The organism is Chryseobacterium sp. JV558, from assembly GCF_033712365.1.
In the GTDB taxonomy this organism is placed as follows: Bacteria; Bacteroidota; Bacteroidia; order Flavobacteriales; family Weeksellaceae; genus Chryseobacterium.
In genome coordinates this window covers 794,802-812,369 of record NZ_WJHU01000001.1, presented here as the reverse complement: position 1 = coordinate 812,369, position 17,568 = coordinate 794,802, and the positions used below count along the sequence as shown (strand labels likewise).

General features: G+C 37.0%; 18 protein-coding genes. 7 read left to right on the top strand and 11 right to left on the bottom strand.

Going from position 1 to position 17,568, the window contains the following annotated elements; translation table 11 throughout:
- Nucleotides 1-129: 129 nt before the first annotated feature.
- On the top strand, nt 130-1,209 hold the full coding sequence (locus GFU89_RS03765; RefSeq protein WP_413228573.1) for an Atu1372/SO_1960 family protein: 1,080 nt from the start codon (nt 130-132) through the stop codon (nt 1,207-1,209).
- A gap of 54 nt (nt 1,210-1,263) precedes the next feature.
- On the opposite strand, the gene GFU89_RS03760 is transcribed toward GFU89_RS03765, so the two are convergent.
- The gene (locus tag GFU89_RS03760; RefSeq protein WP_318845875.1) at nt 1,264-2,694 is read right to left on the bottom strand and encodes a PLP-dependent aminotransferase family protein; all 1,431 of its coding nucleotides are present in this window, start codon (nt 2,692-2,694) and stop codon (nt 1,264-1,266) included.
- A gap of 101 nt (nt 2,695-2,795) precedes the next feature.
- Between GFU89_RS03760 and GFU89_RS03755 the strand changes: the two genes are divergently transcribed.
- The 3 genes from GFU89_RS03755 to GFU89_RS03745 all read left to right on the top strand — a co-directional run bounded on the left by GFU89_RS03755 (nt 2,796) and on the right by GFU89_RS03745 (nt 4,531).
- Nucleotides 2,796-3,251: a cupin domain-containing protein gene (locus GFU89_RS03755; RefSeq protein WP_318845874.1), complete on the top strand. Its 456-nt coding sequence runs from the start codon at nt 2,796-2,798 to the stop codon at nt 3,249-3,251.
- A 152-nt stretch (nt 3,252-3,403) separates the two neighbouring features.
- Nucleotides 3,404-4,288, top strand: a complete 885-nt coding sequence (locus GFU89_RS03750) for a dihydrodipicolinate synthase family protein (protein ID WP_318845873.1) — start codon at nt 3,404-3,406, stop codon at nt 4,286-4,288.
- Between the two features lie 9 nt (nt 4,289-4,297).
- The gene (locus GFU89_RS03745) at nt 4,298-4,531 is read left to right on the top strand and encodes a thioredoxin family protein (RefSeq protein WP_318845872.1); all 234 of its coding nucleotides are present in this window, start codon (nt 4,298-4,300) and stop codon (nt 4,529-4,531) included.
- A 66-nt stretch (nt 4,532-4,597) separates the two neighbouring features.
- Here the strand turns inward: GFU89_RS03745 and GFU89_RS03740 are convergent, their stop codons facing one another.
- Entirely contained in the window at nt 4,598-5,104 is a 507-nt protein-coding gene (locus tag GFU89_RS03740; protein WP_318845871.1) for a pyridoxamine 5'-phosphate oxidase family protein, read from the bottom strand.
- 185 nt (nt 5,105-5,289) lie between these two features.
- Here GFU89_RS03740 and GFU89_RS03735 point away from each other — a divergent pair, with 185 nt between their 5' ends.
- Together GFU89_RS03735 and GFU89_RS03730 are read left to right on the top strand one after the other, a co-directional pair.
- Entirely contained in the window at nt 5,290-6,087 is a 798-nt protein-coding gene (locus GFU89_RS03735; protein WP_318845870.1) for a helix-turn-helix transcriptional regulator, read from the top strand.
- Nucleotides 6,088-6,151: 64 nt separating this feature from the next.
- Nucleotides 6,152-7,105, top strand: coding sequence for a nitrilase family protein (locus GFU89_RS03730; protein WP_318845869.1), 954 nt, complete (start codon nt 6,152-6,154; stop codon nt 7,103-7,105).
- Between the two features lie 46 nt (nt 7,106-7,151).
- Here GFU89_RS03730 and GFU89_RS03725 read toward each other — a convergent pair whose 3' ends face one another.
- From GFU89_RS03725 to GFU89_RS03710, 4 genes are all read right to left on the bottom strand, one after another.
- Nucleotides 7,152-7,508: a rhodanese-like domain-containing protein gene (locus tag GFU89_RS03725; RefSeq protein ID WP_318845868.1), complete on the bottom strand. Its 357-nt coding sequence runs from the start codon at nt 7,506-7,508 to the stop codon at nt 7,152-7,154.
- Complete coding sequence (locus GFU89_RS03720) at nt 7,505-7,807, bottom strand: DUF3817 domain-containing protein (RefSeq protein WP_318845867.1); 303 nt, start codon at nt 7,805-7,807, stop codon at nt 7,505-7,507. The genes GFU89_RS03725 and GFU89_RS03720 overlap by 4 nt, the downstream gene beginning before the upstream one ends.
- Nucleotides 7,808-7,809: 2 nt before the next feature.
- Nucleotides 7,810-8,268 (bottom strand): hypothetical protein, encoded by a 459-nt coding sequence (locus tag GFU89_RS03715; protein WP_318845866.1) that lies wholly within the window; start codon nt 8,266-8,268, stop codon nt 7,810-7,812.
- Nucleotides 8,269-8,338: 70 nt separating this feature from the next.
- Nucleotides 8,339-8,929, bottom strand: a complete 591-nt coding sequence (locus GFU89_RS03710) for a TetR/AcrR family transcriptional regulator (RefSeq protein WP_318845865.1) — start codon at nt 8,927-8,929, stop codon at nt 8,339-8,341.
- Nucleotides 8,930-9,078: 149 nt separating this feature from the next.
- Here GFU89_RS03710 and GFU89_RS03705 point away from each other — a divergent pair, with 149 nt between their 5' ends.
- On the top strand, nt 9,079-10,296 hold the full coding sequence (locus tag GFU89_RS03705) for an MFS transporter (RefSeq protein WP_318845864.1): 1,218 nt from the start codon (nt 9,079-9,081) through the stop codon (nt 10,294-10,296).
- Nucleotides 10,297-10,490: 194 nt separating this feature from the next.
- Here the strand turns inward: GFU89_RS03705 and pdeM are convergent, their stop codons facing one another.
- The 5 genes from pdeM to GFU89_RS03680 form a co-directional block, all read right to left on the bottom strand.
- Nucleotides 10,491-11,135 (bottom strand): ligase-associated DNA damage response endonuclease PdeM, encoded by a 645-nt coding sequence (gene pdeM / locus GFU89_RS03700; RefSeq protein ID WP_318845863.1) that lies wholly within the window; start codon nt 11,133-11,135, stop codon nt 10,491-10,493.
- Nucleotides 11,136-11,184: 49 nt separating this feature from the next.
- Nucleotides 11,185-11,787, bottom strand: coding sequence for a 2,3-bisphosphoglycerate-dependent phosphoglycerate mutase (locus tag GFU89_RS03695; protein ID WP_318845862.1), 603 nt, complete (start codon nt 11,785-11,787; stop codon nt 11,185-11,187).
- A gap of 340 nt (nt 11,788-12,127) precedes the next feature.
- Nucleotides 12,128-14,578: a ligase-associated DNA damage response DEXH box helicase gene (locus tag GFU89_RS03690; protein ID WP_318845861.1), complete on the bottom strand. Its 2,451-nt coding sequence runs from the start codon at nt 14,576-14,578 to the stop codon at nt 12,128-12,130.
- Nucleotides 14,579-14,788: 210 nt separating this feature from the next.
- The gene (locus GFU89_RS03685; protein WP_318845860.1) at nt 14,789-16,369 is read right to left on the bottom strand and encodes an ATP-dependent DNA ligase; all 1,581 of its coding nucleotides are present in this window, start codon (nt 16,367-16,369) and stop codon (nt 14,789-14,791) included.
- Complete coding sequence (locus tag GFU89_RS03680; protein WP_318845859.1) at nt 16,366-17,388, bottom strand: ligase-associated DNA damage response exonuclease; 1,023 nt, start codon at nt 17,386-17,388, stop codon at nt 16,366-16,368. The genes GFU89_RS03685 and GFU89_RS03680 overlap by 4 nt, the downstream gene beginning before the upstream one ends.
- Between the last annotated feature and the right edge of the window lie 180 nt (nt 17,389-17,568).

The window sequence follows — 17,568 nt, the reverse complement described above, 5'->3', positions numbered from 1 at the left end:
TTGTATCATCAAGATAACAGACCTTAAAAACAATAGTCTCAACAAAAAATATTAACTTATATCTTATTCTGAATGAAAAAATTATGTCTTTTTTTTATTTTAATTTTATTATCTAATATCACCAATATCATGGCACAAAATAAAGCTAAAATACTGGTTCTTATCCATTCTGATAATGGCGGAACCTACGAACTGGCCAAAGAGATCGCCAAAGGCATTGAAAGCGAAAATAATGCAGTTCCTTATATCAAATTAGTCAAAGCTTCCCAACATCCCAATCTGAAAAATCTGCCTGTAGCTACCGTAGATGAACTGACAAATTATGATGGAATTGCTTTTGGTTCACCGGTTTATTTCGGGAATATCAGTACAGGAATGAGTGAATTTTTATCCAAAACCGCTCAGCTTTGGACCAATCACGCTTTGGAAGGAGTTCCGGCTGCTGTTTTCATGTCAGCGGGAAGCGGGGCAGGAAAAGAACTTGCACTTCAGGCATTCTGGAACAGCCTTGCCGTACATGGAATGGTACTGGTACCTAACGGAATTCGTGGAACAGAAGAACTGAACAAAGCTATTCCACAAGGAAATACCGTTTTGGGAGTGACAAGTATGGCTTCTTTAAAAGACGTTGAAAGACCTACCAAAGGAGAACGAAATATTGCTGAGCTGCAGGGAAAAAACTTTGCAAAAATAGCTTTGGCATTGAAAGATACCCGTCCGAAAAAAAGTACACCAATTGTTGAAAATCGTCAGAACTTCAATGAAATACTGAAACAAAAAAATATTATGCTTCCACAGGTTCCTAAACCCGCAGGAAACTATCAGCCGTTTGTTCGTACTGGAAATCTGGTATTTATTAATCAGGTTGCTTTGAAAGACGGGAAAATTCTCAATCCGGGAAAACTGGGTGTTGAAGTGAATGAACAACAGGTAAAAGACGCTACAAAAGTGACCATGCTGAACGTTATTTCTGTTTTGAATGAAGCGGTAGGAGGAGATTTGAGCAGAGTAAAACAATGTGTGCAGCTTACAGGAATTTTCAATACAAAAGACGATTATACAAAACATGCAGACTTGATGAATGTTGCTTCTGATCTTGCCGTTGAAGTTTTCGGAGACAAAGGAAAACATGCCAGAGCGACTTTTGGAGCCTCTTCAATTCCGGTGAATTCTTCTGTTGAAATTCAGGCGGTTTTTGAAATAGAATAGATTTCAAAAAAATAAAATCTGTGGTTACTATTGGGCCACAGATTTTCTTATTTGTTAAAAAAGCTTAGCAAAAACCTCTGAAATAACAGGAATACTTTGTTCCAGCTGTTCCTCAGAAAGTGCTCCATAGCTCAATCTGAATCCATTTACATGATGCTGACTGTACTGTTTAGGGTGAATGATTTTTATATTTTTTTCCAATAACTGAGCGGTTACGGCATCCCAATCTAATTTTACTTTAGGCACAATCCAAAAAGCAAGTCCGCCCTCAGGCAGTGTAAAATCTGCAATACCAGTCATATGCTTTTTCAGCAGCTCAAAAACAAAATCTCTTTTATTCTTGTAATGAACGGTTGCTTTTCTGATGTGTTTCTTTACCGCTCCTTCTTTTATCAGCTGAAGAACGGCCTGTTCCATAATAACATCTCCATGTACATCAATAATCTTTCTCAGATCTCCTATTTTTTTCAGTAATTCCTGATTGGCAGTGGCGAGATAACCAATTCTTAATGCGGGTGCAACAACCTTACTCAACGTTCCGATATAAACATAATTCTGAAGCTCCGGAAAGCTTGAAATCGGCAGGATAGGGCGGTAACCGAAATGAAACTCATTATCGTAATCATCTTCAATGATCGTAATATTGTATTGGTTTGATAATTCTATTAACCTTAATCTTCTGGATAAACTCAGGGTAACGGTAGTAGGATATTGTCTGTGAGGCGTAATGTATATCGCTTTTATATTCTGATGCTTTGTTAAAAGCTTTTCAATGGCTTCAATACTGATTCCTTCTTTATCTACAGTAACAGGTAAAAGCTGTGCTCCTGCATATTCAAAAGCTTGCCATGCAGGCTGATATCCCGGATCTTCTACAATAACAGCGTCACCGGAAGTAAAAAGAGTCTGAGCGGTCAAAAACATTCCCATCTGGCTGCCTCTTGTTATAGAAAGCTCATCTTCATGAATATGCATTCCGCGCTGATGATTGAGCATTTGGGAAATCATTTTTCGAAATTCTTTATCACCATGTTCATCTCCATAGCCCATCATCTGCCACTTTGCCTTGATGCTGAAAATCTGTCTATAGGCCCTTGCCAGCTCCGTTACGGGAGCAATTTTGCTGTCCGGATGACCATCATCGAAATTGATTAAAACTCCAGTAGATTGGCTCTGTTGATGCGGGGAATGATGAGTGGCTTCTGCATTTCTGTCATGCAAAAGAGGCAGTTTTTCTGATACAAAAATTCCTTTCCTTTCTTTTGAAATCACCCATTCTTCATTGATCAGTACCTGATAAGCTTCTACCACGGTATTTCTGTTGATTTTTAGGGTTTGTGCAAGATTTCGGCTTCCGGGGAGTGCATCTCCGGCTTTTAATCTTCCTGAGCGGATATCACTGATAATGGTATCTGCAATCTGTAGATAAACGGCTTTATCAAGCTTTTTATCAATTTCCAATTCTAATTTCCAAGGGCGTAACATCTGGACTATCTATTTGTGTAAAAACTGAATCATTTGAATAGTCCAAATATAAAATAATTTTGTCATGCAATAAAGCACGAAACCATAATAATTTTAAAATCATGGATAAGAAACAATTCAGTTCTAAAGATTTCCACGAAACTTTTGCAAGACCAAAGTATGTAAAACCAAGCCATTTGATTCATAAAAATGTAGAAAATGCAGGAGAACACAATCAGTTTTCAACAGAAAGAAAGCATCCTGTTTTCTTTGTAGATCTACCAAGTAAGAATGTCAGTATGACGATTGGCGGGCTCACTCCAGGGCAGCAAACCAACAGACACCGCCATACCTACGAAACCGTATTATATGTGATCGAAGGGAAAGGCTGGACAGAAGTAGAAGATGAAAGAGTACATTGGGAAGCAGGAGATGCTGTATATATTCCTTCATGGGCATGGCATAAGCATCAAAACCTAAGCAATACTGAGCCTGCCAAATATATTGCCTGCGAAAATGCTCCCCAATTGCAGAATCTGGGTGTTGCTTTGAGAGAAGAAGAGGGCAGAGATCTTTAATAATCAATAGGTAAACCATTAAGATACTTTCATTGTTAAACTCTATTGATGCGGATATGATTTTTTTCAATGCGAAGATCAACTTAATATTCTTAACATCTTAAGTTCTCTTAATGGTTTAGAATTATTTTAAATTTTTAAATCAGCAAAACATGAAAAATGTTCCATTTAAAGGGATTATTGCTTATCCCATAACACCTTTTGATGAAAATGAAAAAGTAAATATTCCTCTTTTCAAGCATCTGGTAGAAAGACTGGTTACTTCCGGAAGCCATGGAATTGCTCCATTGGGCAGTACAGGGGTAATGCCTTATTTATCTGATGAAGAAAAAGAAGAACTGACAGAAGCTACTTTGCAGCAGGTAAGAGGACGAATTCCGACCCTTGTAGGAGTTTCCAATCTTACGACAGAGAAAACAATTCATCATGCTCAGTTTGCAGAAAAAGCAGGTGCTGATGCAGTTATGATTATACCGATGAGTTACTGGAAACTTACGGACGATGAAATTGTAACGCATTATGATGCCGTAGCAAGTAAAATATCTATTCCGATTATGGCTTACAACAATCCGGCAACGAGTGGAGTAGACATGTCGCCAGCCCTATTGAAAAGACTCCTGGAGATTCCTAATGTTACCATGATTAAGGAAAGCACGGGAGATATTCAGAGAATGCACTTTTTAAGAAGAGAATTGGGAGAAGAAGTTGCATTCTATAACGGTTCCAATCCTTTGGCGCTGGCTGCCTTTTCTGCCGGAGCAAGAGGCTGGTGTACTGCAGCCCCGAATCTTATTCCTGAACTAACGATCAGCCTTTATAATGCCGTTGAGGAAGGAAATCTTGAGAAAGCAAAAGCTATTTTCTACCAACAGTTCGATCTTTTAAAATTTATTGTCAATAAAGGATTACCGAGAGCTGTAAAATCAGGTCTTACGATTCTGGGCGAAGATGGCGGAAATTTGAGAAGCCCTTTAAAACCACTTCAGGAAAAAGAAACTGAAGAATTGAAAAATATTATTAAAACCCTTGTTAATTAATACCATCTTATGAAAAAATCCATTTTTTATCATGCAGGATGCCCTGTATGTATCAGCGCAGAACATGACATTACCAACCTGATAGGTCTTGAAAATGTTGACATTATCCATTTGGGAAATGACAGAAACAAAATTGAAGAGGCTGAAAAGGCAGGCGTAAAGTCTGTACCTGCTTTAGTAACACCCAATGGGAACGTTCTTCATATTAATTTTGGAGCATCTATGGAAGATGTGAAAAAATAGAATATTAATCTTGTTGTATAAACGGCTCAATTTCTTGAGCCGTTTTTTATTATTCATTCAGAGCTTTTATATTGTAGCATTTCCTTCTACACCGTCAGAATTATTAGTTTTATTCCCTGTGATTGCAGAAGCAACAAAGCTAAACAGGCTGACCAGTTTTCCTGCTTTAGTGTCCCAATAATAAGTTTCCTTAGGTTCTACACGGATAATAGTAACATTGGGATCGTCTTTTCCGTCGAACCAGGCTTTTGCTAAGGGAGACCATTTTTCTTCTATGGTAGCTTTATCCCGATAAACAGAAGCTTCTCCGTACACCGAAAGATACTGAGAATCACTGTTATTCATAAAAAACAACTGTACCCTGCGGTCTTCTTTGATTTCAAAATTCTTATTACTGTTTCCACTGCTGATAAACCAGAGATTTCCACTGTCATCCGTTTCCTGCAGGGTCATTGGCCTTGAGTTGACAGGAACGGTTTCCAATTCTGTACAGAACATACATATTCTTGCACTTTCCGAGAGTTCTTTGATTTTTTTGATCGCCTCAAGATGGCTGAGATTCTGTGTTGACATAATATAATATTTTAAGTGATTGATGTAGGCTAAATCATTCAAATACCTGACCAAATGGCAATAAAGTGTGGTATCTGGAGTAGATTTCTTTTCAGAATCCTCCGTGTAATCTATCTGATAAGTAAGAGGATTTGAATAGTAAAACAGTTTCTTTTTCTGCCAAAAAGTTTATGTACATTTGATGCATGCAGATTTCGCCTCCTAAATATTTGGCTCCTTTTATCAGGCATTATATCTTTTTGGAAAATTCTGAAAAGGATATAAGGAGTTTAAGACTGTTTACTGATGGCAGTTCCGGACTTATTCTATCCGGAGATATGAATCTGTATTCAGGTATTTTGGAAGACCGGATGCCTCTTTCTTTTTTTTATGGAACGTTAAATAGCTATAAAGATTTCTCCTCAAAAGGGAAATTTTCCTTGATTGCCATTGTATTTCAACCCTATTTTTTAAATATTCTTTTAAAAACATCCGCCAAAGAAGTTAGAAATCAGATCGTTTCTGTGGAAGATGTTTTAAAAGATCAACTGGAAGTATTTCAGGAAAAACTTTTTAATAAAGCTGATCCTTTGACTGTTATCAATGATCTGAATGTTTTTTTTACTGAATTTTTATCTGAAAAAATAGATACGGATCATCATATTATTGCGGCCACACAGCAATATATTCTTCAAAATAAAGGGGTTGTAGCATCCAAAGACCTGGAAAAATTCACAGGATATTCTGAACGTCACCTGGAAAGAAAGTTTGAATTTCATATGGGAATATCTCCTAAAAAATATGGAAATATTATCCGTCTTCATTACTTTTTAAGCCTTATAAACAGAGGTATTGATCATAAAAGTATGACGATACTTTCTTATGAAGCAGGTTATTCTGACCAGTCCCATTTGATCAGGGAATTTAAAAACAATATCGGGCTTACTCCCAAACAGTATTTGAAGACAGAAAATAAAATGGCTGTCAATTTCATTCAGTTGTAAATAAGCATGTCGGTTTTATACAATTTTTTATAAGCAGAGTCATCTAGTTTTGCTTAAAAAATCAATGAATATTAAAATTTCAACGGCACAATTTGAAAACAAAAGCGGTGATAAGGCTTACAATTTGTCTGTCATAGAAAAACTGGCCAGCCAGGCTGCTTCTCAGGGATCTCATGTCATTGCTTTTCATGAATGTTCCATTACAGGGTATACTTTTGCCCGGGAACTTTCTAGAGAACAGCTTCTTGATATTGCAGAACGCATTCCGGAAGGAGAGAGCATTCAAAAACTGCAGGAGATTGCAACTCAGCATAACATCACCATATTGGCCGGATTATTTGAAAAAGATGAACATGATAATCTTTTCAAAGCCTATGTATGTGTTGATAAAACGGGGCTGAAAGCTAAGTACAGAAAATTACATCCTTTTATCAATCCTCATCTTACACCAGGTAATGAGTATTGTGTATTTGATATCATGGGCTGGAAGTGCGGCATTCTCATCTGCTATGACAATAATATTATTGAAAATGTTAGAGCTACAAGGCTTCTTGGTGCAGAAATTATTTTTATGCCCCATGTTACAATGTGTACCCCTTCCACAAGACCGGGAGCGGGTTTTGTAGATCCTCAGCTTTGGGAAAACAGAGAATCAGATCCTACATCTTTGCGTTTAGAATTTAATGGCATGAAAGGCAGAGACTGGTTGATGAAATGGCTTCCATCAAGAGCTTATGATAACGGAGCGTATATTGTTTTTTCAAATCCTGTTGGGATGGATGATGACCAGTTGAAAAACGGATGTTCTATGATTATAGATCCTTTCGGAGATGTTATAGCAGAATGCAGGTCATGGGAAGACAGTTTTGAATCTGCAGTTATTACTTCTGAAAAGCTTAACCAGTCAGGAGGAAGTCGGTATATTAAAGCAAGAAGACCTGAATTATACAGAGATATCATAGGGCAGGAGCATTCATCTGAACAAAAAGTAGTATGGCTTGATGATAAAACTGTTTAAAAATATAAAACCCTCCCGCGACACTGTCTGGGGAGGGTTTATTATCTTATGGATTGATTGTTTTTTGAAGATCACTCCAGGCACCGCCATTGTAAATATGTTTGAAACCTCTTTCTTTAAGAATATTTTCTGCTTTTACACTTCGGAGTCCGTGTGAACATACTGTGATATATGTTTTATCGGGATCCAATTCCACATACCGTTCTCTGATTGTTCCTAATGAAATATTAACCGAACCTTCTATATGTCCCGTTTCATATTCCTTTTCAGTTCTTACATCAAGAATTACTGCTCCTTTTTTGATCAGTTCAGGTAATCCGTTATCTAAGGTCTGAAAACGGTAAACTCTATAGACAACATACATCAAAATAGCTATTCCGCAGACTATCAAAACGTTTCTCATAGCTTGCTTAAAATTTTCCAGTCAATATAAAATGTTCCAAAAGGAATAAAACAGGCAAGAATCACCTTCCATGTTATCTCTTTAAATTTCCATTTCTGTTCAACACCAATGCTCAGTGTATTGAACAGAAAGAGCAGGAATAACGTTCCATGAACGGGGCCTATTAATCGTACAAATAAAGGATTTCCCATCCAGTATTTCATAGGAACGGCAATGCATACTAAACTGAGCAATGAAATGCCTTCCAGAATAGCCAGAATTCTTAGCCGGCCGATTTTTGTTTTCAATAAATCTATCATAATTATCTGAAATAAGGTCTGTTTGCTAAAGGAGAAAAAGGCCATGGAATGGCAATGAAAATAATGATCAGTGCAAGAGAAAACCAGAGGCCCATAGTTTTGAATTTGTCTTTATCTGAAAGTTTTCTTTTGGCTAAAGCGGAACCAATTGTGATGACAACAACAGCAGTAATCATCAATGAAATATGAATCAACCCAAAAAACAGGTGTTCAAAAGATTCTTTGGCTGCATTAAAATTTTTCCAGAAATATTGGATGACTGGACTTTTGAAATAAAATATCATCCCGATAATCAATTGAACATGAGCTATGGTAGCTGTCCAATGTCTTACAGAATTGTCTGTTCCGGTAAATTTTCTACCTGAATAATATCCTTTAAAAGAACGGTAAATCGCATAAATTAAACTTATTAAAACCAGCCAGCGGGTTTGAGAATGTAAAAAAGTAAGGGTTTGATACATTGTTTATTTTTTAGAACAGAGCAAAGGTATAATAAAAAAATACTAATTAGTATGTTTTTGGTTAAAAAAATTATTGCAGGGTTTTCAAATATGATTTAAGTCCTTTTAAATAAACAAGATACACCTCTTTTGAATTTTCAACTTTTCCAAGATTTCTGATGCCCCAATATCCGGAAATTACAAAAACACTTACTTCTCTGGCACTTACTTCTTGCTTAATGATTCCAGCTTCTTTGCCTTTTTCAATACTTTCTGTGAAAGCATTTTCCCACTCTTTTGAAAGTTCATGTAAAGCATGGGTAAAGGCGGTATGCCATGGTGCCATTTGCTGTATAAAATTAGAAGTAGGGCAGCCGTATTCAACTTTTAAAAAGTCTGTTTCCATCAGGAGGTTGTAGATAATCTCATAAATATTGTCCAATGGATTTGTGTTACTCTGAAGAGATTCAATAAAATTACGTCTGAAGTTGGGCTTCATCAGTTCGTTGATAATAGCAAGTCCCATTTCGTCTTTGGTTTTAAAATGATAATAAAAAGCACCCTTAGTTACCTGAGTCGTTGCGATAATTTCATCAATGCTTGTGGTCTGAAAACCTTTCACATAGATCAGTTCAAACGCTTTTTGGAGAATAGTAAGACGGGTTGCTTCTGATTTTTTCATTAAAAATGATGATTATTATACAAAGGAACAAATTTTAAATTTAAAAATAAACTATCATTATTCTGATATATTGATACAATTTAAATAATTTTTATAATACAATTATTCGTCGGAAATTTGCCTTGTCAATATCAACAAAATACAAGACAATGAATTATCAAAAAGAAATACAGATAAACACTGCATCAGACACTGTGAAAAAAGGTCTTCCTGCAGCATTATGGGCTCTTACAATAAGTGCCTTCGGGATAGGAACTACAGAGTTTGTGATTGTTGGGCTTCTTCCAACCGTTGCTTCTGATCTTGCGATCACGATTCCTTCAGCGGGATTGCTGGTAAGCCTGTATGCAATAGGAGTAGCTATTGGAGCTCCGATCTTAACGGCGTTAACAGGAAAAATTCCGCGTAAAATGCTTTTGGTTTCCATCATGCTTTTATTTGTTATTGGAAACGGCCTGGCATCTATTGCTCCCGGTTTTATTACTTTAGTGCTGGCAAGAATCCTTACGGGGTTTGCCCATGGGGTTTATTTTTCCATTGGCTCTACCATTGCGGCCTCATTGGTTCCTGAAGAAAAAAGAGCTACAGCGATATCCATTATGTTTGCCGGACTTACGCTTGCCATTGTAACTGGAGTACCACTAGGAACTTTTATTGGTCAGCATTTCGGATGGAGAGCAACTTTTATAGGCGTTTCAATCCTTGGAATCATCGGGTTAGCAGCCAGCTTATTATTGGTTCCTAATAATCTGAAAAACGGAAAGACTGCTTCTTTAAAAAGTCAGTTTAAAGTATTGGGAAACAAGCGTCTGATTTTCGCTTTTCTAATGACAGCCATGGGATATGGAGGTACATTTGTAGTTTTTACCTATCTGTCACCCATTTTACAGAAAATCACTGGATTTCAGGAGTCTACAGTCACTTTTATCCTTCTTATTTATGGAATTGCCATTGCACTTGGAAATCTGATTGGAGGAAAAGTTGCAAATAAAAATCCTTTGAAAGCACTTCTATGGATGTTTGCTGCTCAAGGATTGGTGTTGCTTGCGTTTTATTTTACCGTAAGCAGTCCGGTGCTAAGTATTATTACACTTTTCTTTTTAGGTGCATTATCATTTGCTTCCGTTCCAGGACTTCAGTTATTGGTGGTACAAATTGCAGAAAAAGAACTTCCGGGAACTGAGGATGTGGCTTCAGGGATTAATATTGCTGCTTTTAATATGGGTATTGCGATCGGGTCTTATGTGGGAGGAATGATTGTGACATCCTCTTTAGGATTGGGAAGCACACCATGGATAGGAGCTTTATTTCTGGTAGTTACAGTATTCATTACTTTATACAGTATCCGTCTAAGCAAGAAAAAATAAGCACAATTAAGTGATTTTTATATTGATTTCATACCATGTGTTCAACGCACAGAGTAAACATCAAATGTTAGATTTAAGTAAATGAAGGAGTCATCAACAGGTTAATGACATGAAGTGGATGGTGTTATAAAGGCAGGTTTTTATCTGCCTTTATTTTGTATTAATTTCCTATCCTTGACAAGGATTAATATGTTTTAAATCTCATAAATATCCGCATCTGTAAATACAAAAAAAGTACTTTTCTTAGGCAGATTTTTGGTATCCAATCCTGTAAATTCACTGAAAGCCGGAAGCAATAATTGGTTGCTGCTGAGAGCAAAACAGGGAAGTCTGATATTTTTTACAGCAGAATTCAGGACAATTCCGGGATGAATGTGTCCGGTAACCTGAAATCCGGATCTGGACAGATCAAAATCATGAATAAAAGTAATATCATCTATTTCCAGCCACTCCGCTTTATGATTAAAACATAACTTTTTCTCCAGAGCTTTTGAAATCCGGTCATGATTACCTTCAATAAGATAAAACTGTATATTGGGATATTGGTTTTTCCATGTACAAAATTCATCCACATCAGAATTATCTCCTGCATGCAGTAAATCGCCAACTACAATAAATTTTTCAGGGTTAAAAAATTCAATCAAAGCTGATAATCTTTCCAGATCACTTTTCATAATATGATTAGCGACTGCAATACCATTTTTGCGGAAATGAGCCGTTTTTCCGATGTGAAGATCAGAAAGGATAAGGGCTTTTTCTCGTTCCCAGAATGCAGCACGCTGATTGGTCAGAATGAAAGTTTCATTTTGTACAGAAATGCTTTTGGTTGCTATAAACACGCTTTATAATTGAATATTTAATGTTTAAAGTTACGTTATATTAATTGAATCAGCCTACCTTCCGGCTTACATGAAACTTTTCATCAAAAACATAAGTCAGAGGAAAACCTGTAGCAATTTCTCTTTCTAAAATTTCTTCAGGAGACAGATGCTCAAGGTACATGATCAGTGCACGGAGACTGTTTCCATGAGCGACAATCAATACATTTTCACCTTTTTTTAATAACGGTCTTATCTGACTTTCAAAATAGGGAATTACCCTATTGTATGTGTCTTTAAGGCTTTCCCCTCCGGGAGGAACCACATCATAGGATCTGCGCCAGGTATGAACCTGTTCATCACCATATTTCAAAGCAGTTTCAGCTTTATTTAATCCTTCCAGATTTCCGTAAGAACGCTCGTTTAGAGCTTTATCTTTAACAATCGGTATATCAGGATTTCCTATTTCATTCAGAATGATGGATAGGGTATGCTGTGCTCTGATGAGTGCTGAAGTAAACGCGATATCTATTCTTTCTCCTTTTAAGGCAAGACCTGCTTTTTTTGCTTCTTCAATACCGGCTTCGGTTATATCAATATCCTTCCAACCTGTAAATCTGTTTTCCAGATTCCAGAGTGACTGTCCATGACGGACCAAGAACAATTTTTCCATTTTAAATTTTATTTACACCTTCTTAGAAGGTATACTCTAAGTTACGGTGATTATTTAAATTTATCAAGAAAATTAACTTAGAATATTAGGCTAAGAATAAGATTAAAACGATAGGTTTTTATATTGAGATTTCAACCACAAAAGTCACAAAAGGTTTTAAATACTTAAGTTTTTTTAGAGCTAGACTTTATTCATAAAAAGTGCACTAAGTTTTGAGAAAATCTTTGATTTTCATTTTATGTGAACTTTTTACTGCATTATTTTCAACTTACTTAAGTAGGCTAAAGTATTTTAAAATCAAAGTTTTTGTGACTTTTGTGGTTTTTCTAAGCAGGGTTTATCAGATATCATTTATATTGGAGAGCTTCAGCATTCTTTTAATCCTTGCATCAAGTCCTTCGCTGGAAAGGGTTTGTCTCAGACTGTCTACTTTGATCGGGAAACTTAGTGGAGTAAAGGAACGGGAATGTTTTAGAATAATTTCAGATTTTTCTATCCTTTTAAAAGCTTCTACAAGCCGCTGCTCCTGAAGCTGCATATTAAAGACTTCCGTATAGGCCTGTTTTATTAAAAAATGATTGGAATCATGGTCTTCCAGCACTTTAAAAATAAGTCCGGCTGAACTCTGTAATGATTTATTGGAGCGTTGTTGCCCGGCATAGTTTTGAATCACCATTCCTGAAATCACGGCAATATCCCTGAATTTCCTTCTTGCCATTTCGGCAGAATTGATACTTGCAATCACATCATTCATCAAGTTATCTCTGCTTAAAATCTGCTGCAGATTTTCTTCATTCAACGGAATTTCTTTATCACTGAACAGCTCAAATCCATAATCATTCATCGCCATTGAAAAGGAAATAGGAGCCAGTTTTGAAATACGGTAAGCAATCAAAGCAGCCATTACTTCGTGTACCAGACGGCCCTCAAAAGGATACATAAACAAATGATATCCTTCACGGTTCTTAATCATTTCAACCAGAAATTCATCTACTTTGGGAATATGGGAATTCTTCTCCTGATTGACGAGCAATGGATGTAAAAACTTCAGTTCCTTTTCTGAAGCCTTCGGATTTAAGGCATGGGACAGCTTTTCTCTTAAAAAATGTCCCAGATTGGTACTTAGAGGCAGTCTTCCGCCAAGGTAACTCGGAACAAGAGCTCTTCCTTTGGCAGCTCGTACATACACGGTCATATCTTTGATCATTGCGACCTCCAGCGTGCGCCCGGCCAGAATAAATTTTTCCTCTTTTTTCAGTTTTGAAATGAAATATTCTTCAATCATTCCGATGTACCCTCCGGAAATAAATTTCACTTTCAGCATTGCATCACTTACGATCACTCCCATATTCATTCTGTGGAGCATGGCTATCTTTCTTGAAGTCACTTTATAAAGTCCATCTTCCATAATGACAACCTTATGAAATTCTTCATAGTTTTTTAAAACACTGCCGCCAATGGTAAGAAATTCCAGAATAGCTTTCCATTCTTCATCGAGCATTTCCTGAAAGGCATATACTTTTTTGATTCTTTCATAGAGTTCATCAGGATAAAAGCCATCACCAACAGCCAATGTCATCAGAAACTGAACCAAAACATCAAAACATAAGACCTGTGGTTCTCTGGGCTCAACTACTTTTTGTTTTACGGCTTCTTTTAAAGCTGAAACTTCAATCAGTTCCAAAGAATGGGTGGGAACACAATAGATCTTGGAGGTTTCAAAAGGGGAGTGCCCGCTACGTCCGGCCCTCTGCAGAAACCGCGCAACTCCTTTGGCAGATCCTACCTGAATAACTGTATCTACAGGTTTAAAATCAATGCCAAGATCCAGCGATGATGTGGAAACTACAGCTTTTAATTTGCCGGAACTTAGATTTTCTTCAATCCAGATTCTCAAATGGGCATCAATAGAACTGTGATGAATGGCGATCTGGCCTGCAAAATCAGGGTGAGCATCCAATAAAAGCTGATACCACATTTCACTCTGGCTTCTGGTATTTGTAAAAACAATAGTAGATTTTGATTCCAGAATAATTGGGACTACTTTATCAGCAAGCTTGTTTCCGAGATGTCCTGCCCAGGGTAATATTTCTATTTCGTCCGGGAAAACCGGGAGAATATCTATCTTTTTGTGTTCCCTGGCTGTAATTTTTGTCTTTTTACAATCATAGGGAATAAGCACATCCATGGCTTCATCCAGATTTCCAATGGTTGCTGTAATGCCCCAGATTTTTATCTTCGGAACATATTTTTTAAGCTGTGAGATTCCCAGCTCTACCATGACCCCGCGTTTTGAACCTAATAATTCATGCCATTCATCCACAGCCACACATTTCATATCTGTGAAAAAACGGTCATTATTCTTCTGAGCAAGAAGCAAATGGAGACTTTCGGGGGTTACAACAAGAATTTCAGGCATTTTCTTGACCTGCTGTTGTTTTACTTTCAGATCAGTATCTCCGTTTCTTACGCCTACAGTCCAATCAAGCCCAATTTCATCAATGGCTTCCTGCATGGCTTTTGCAATATCTTTGGATAAAGACCGCAATGGAGTAATCCAAATCATTTTCAAGCCCTTCTTGTATTGTTCAGGATGATTTAAAAAGTCTGAAATCAAGGCTAAAAAGACCGAAAAAGTTTTTCCGAAACCAGTAGGAGCGACTACCATTCCGCTGTAGCCAGTTCCAAATTTCTTCCAGGTTTCTAACTGGAATTTAAAAGGGGCAATGCCTTTATCGGTCATCCATTGTTGAATGATCTTAAATCCGTCGGTATGTTCGAAAGTTGCCAATTTTATTTTGATTTAGTTTTAGCGCAAAAGATGCTAAGTGTTTATATAAATTTTAACGCTAAGTTCGCTAATAGTTTATAGGAAACTGTTTAATTTTTCGATCGCGAAGGCGTTTCACTTGGCAAAGTCAATATTTCACTATAGCTGAACGAAGTGCCTTTGCGAACGAAATATTACTAATAAGTTAAAGAACCTTGCGTCATTGCGTTATTATTGTATTAATTTTTTTATCTCTTCCAAATTATCAATTTCATCTACGGTTTTATCTTTCCGCCATCGTACGATCCTTGGAAACCGGAGAGCAACACCACTTTTATGACGATTGCTGAAACCGATTCCTTCAAAAGCAATTTCAAACACCAGTTCTGCTTTTACGGTTCTCACAGGCCCAAATTTCTCAATGGCATTTTTAGTAACAAATCGGCTCACTTCCATGATTTCTTTATCTGTGAGCCCAGAATACGCTTTAGCTATAGTAACCAGAGCATCACCGTTTTTTACTGCAAAAGTATAATCCGTATAGTAAGCACTTCGCCTACCACTCCCTTTCTGGGCATAAATAAGCACTGCATCAATGGTAAACGGATTTATTTTCCACTTCCACCAATCGCCTTTTTTCCGTCCGGAATGATAGGGTGAATTTTTTTGTTTTAGCATCAATCCTTCACTGTTTACTTCTCTTGAATTTTCACGAAGCGAGTCCAGCTCTTCCCAATTTTCAAAGTCAAGGCTTTTGGAAATTTTGATGTTCTGAGGATTTTCATTTAACAATAATTCTTCAAGCAAAGCTCTTCTTGCGGAGATAGGTTTCTCCCTTAGATCATTATTTTCAAGCTCTAATAAATCATAAGCGAAGACTTCTATCGGAATTTCTGACAGCATTTTTTTAGTTAAAGTTTTCCTGTTTAATCTTTTTTGTAATTCATTGAAATTTAAAACTTTATTATCTTTCACCGCAAGTATTTCTCCATCTATTACAAAGTTGCCTTTCATGGCTTTTACGACTTCGGTGATTTCCGGAAATTGTTCCGTAACAAGTTCTTCACCTCTTGACCAGATGAAGACTTCATCATTTCTCCGGATGATCTGTCCGCGTATTCCGTCCCACTTGTATTCTACCAGCCATTCATCAGGATTTCCCAGTTCTTCAGGCTTTTTTTCCAAAGGATAGGCAAGACAGAAAGGATAAGGTTTTGAATTATCAGGATTCACATTTTCAGCATCAATAAGCTCTTTAAAAGAGACTTCATCCGGCAGCCATTTTCCCATTAAGCTGTGCATCAGTGTACTTGATTCCTGGCCGGAAAACTTTGTCAGAGCATTGATCAGGGTTTTATCTGATACCCCGATTCTGAAACTTCCACCAATTAATTTATTGAAAATCAATCGTTCAGTATAATCCAAGCCGTTCCATGAGTTCAATACAAATTCTTTTTTTTCTGTATCTGTTTTGCCTTTTAAACTAACAATATCATTCATCCATTCTGATAAGGTACGTTCTATATTTTCCTCCGGAGGCGGAAGAATCAATGATAATGTTTCCCCAAGATCACCTACGGAAGAATAAGATTCCTGAAACAGCCAATAAGGCAGCTTTGTGATTTCAAGCGCCCATTCTTTCATGTAATTGGTATTCACATTTCTTTTGGGTCTTTTTCCGGTAAACAATGCGATAAACCATACTTTATCATCATCAGGAGCACGTTCCAGATAATCGATGATAGCATCAATTTTAGCATTGGTCTTATTGGTGGTTTCCAAAGCGTTGATAAGGTCTGCAAAATGTCTCATGATTCCGGGGTTTCAGGGGTTTCTTTTTCAGATTCTTCTTCGTCTTCTCCAAATAAGGTTTCCACAACATCTGCTTTGATACCGATTTCATTCAAATATTTTGAAAAAACTTCGGTTTGTCCGTGCGTAACATGTACAAGTTCTGCTTCTGTGGCTTTTACAGTCTGTAATAATCCTTTCCAGTCTGCATGGTCACTCATGGCAAAGCCTGCATCTGCACTGCGCCATCTTCTGGCACCGCGAACCTGCATCCAGCCGGAGCATATGGCAGTAGCAGGATCAGGAATTTTTTTGATGATATTACTGTCGAGCAAAGCAGGTGGAACAATTATAATTTCATGTTGCATCTCTTTCGGACGCTCCCTGAAATCTGCAATGGTATACTCCGGAAGATCAATTCCTACTGTTTCAAAGGCTTCATTCAGCTTTCCGATGGAATAGTGGACGTATATTTTTCCCAGATCTTCCACCGCCTTCATAATGCGCTGGGCTTTTCCTAAAGAATACCCGATAAAAACTGATGTTTTATTATTTTCCTTATTCTTCAGCACCCAATTCTGAAGTTTTTTATTTAAATCAGGAACTTCAAGCCAATTATAAATAGGCAGTCCAAAAGTACTTTCTGTAACAAATTCATTACATTTTACCAGCTCAAAAGGAGTGCTCAATCCATCATCCTGAACTTTGTAATCCCCTGAAATGACAGTCACATATCCTTTATATTCAAGTTTGATCTGTGCAGAGCCAATAATATGTCCGGCAGGATGTAGAGAGAGTTTTACTCCATTGATGTTGATAACTTCTCCGTATTCTACACTCTGGCATTCGATATCCATTCCGATTCTTTGATGGAGAATAGGTTTTGTGAAATGGTGACAAAGGTATTTTTTCATTCCCCAACGGGCATGATCAGCGTGGCCATGGGTAATAACCGCCATATCTACAGGTCTCCATGGATCAATATAAAATTTTCCCTGGGGACAGTAAATTCCTTTTTTTGTAAATGTGATTAATTTCAATGGTGTGACTGGTTTTATAGAATAAGCTTCAAAAACTTAACCAATTTACAATAACCAGTTTATTTTTTATTGATTGAAAGCAGAAAGATCAAACCAAATTTCTATTAAATGCATGATTTTATTAATAGGCTTTGGCTAAAGCTCATTCATTGACAGATTAATCGTGGTATTAAAGTATTA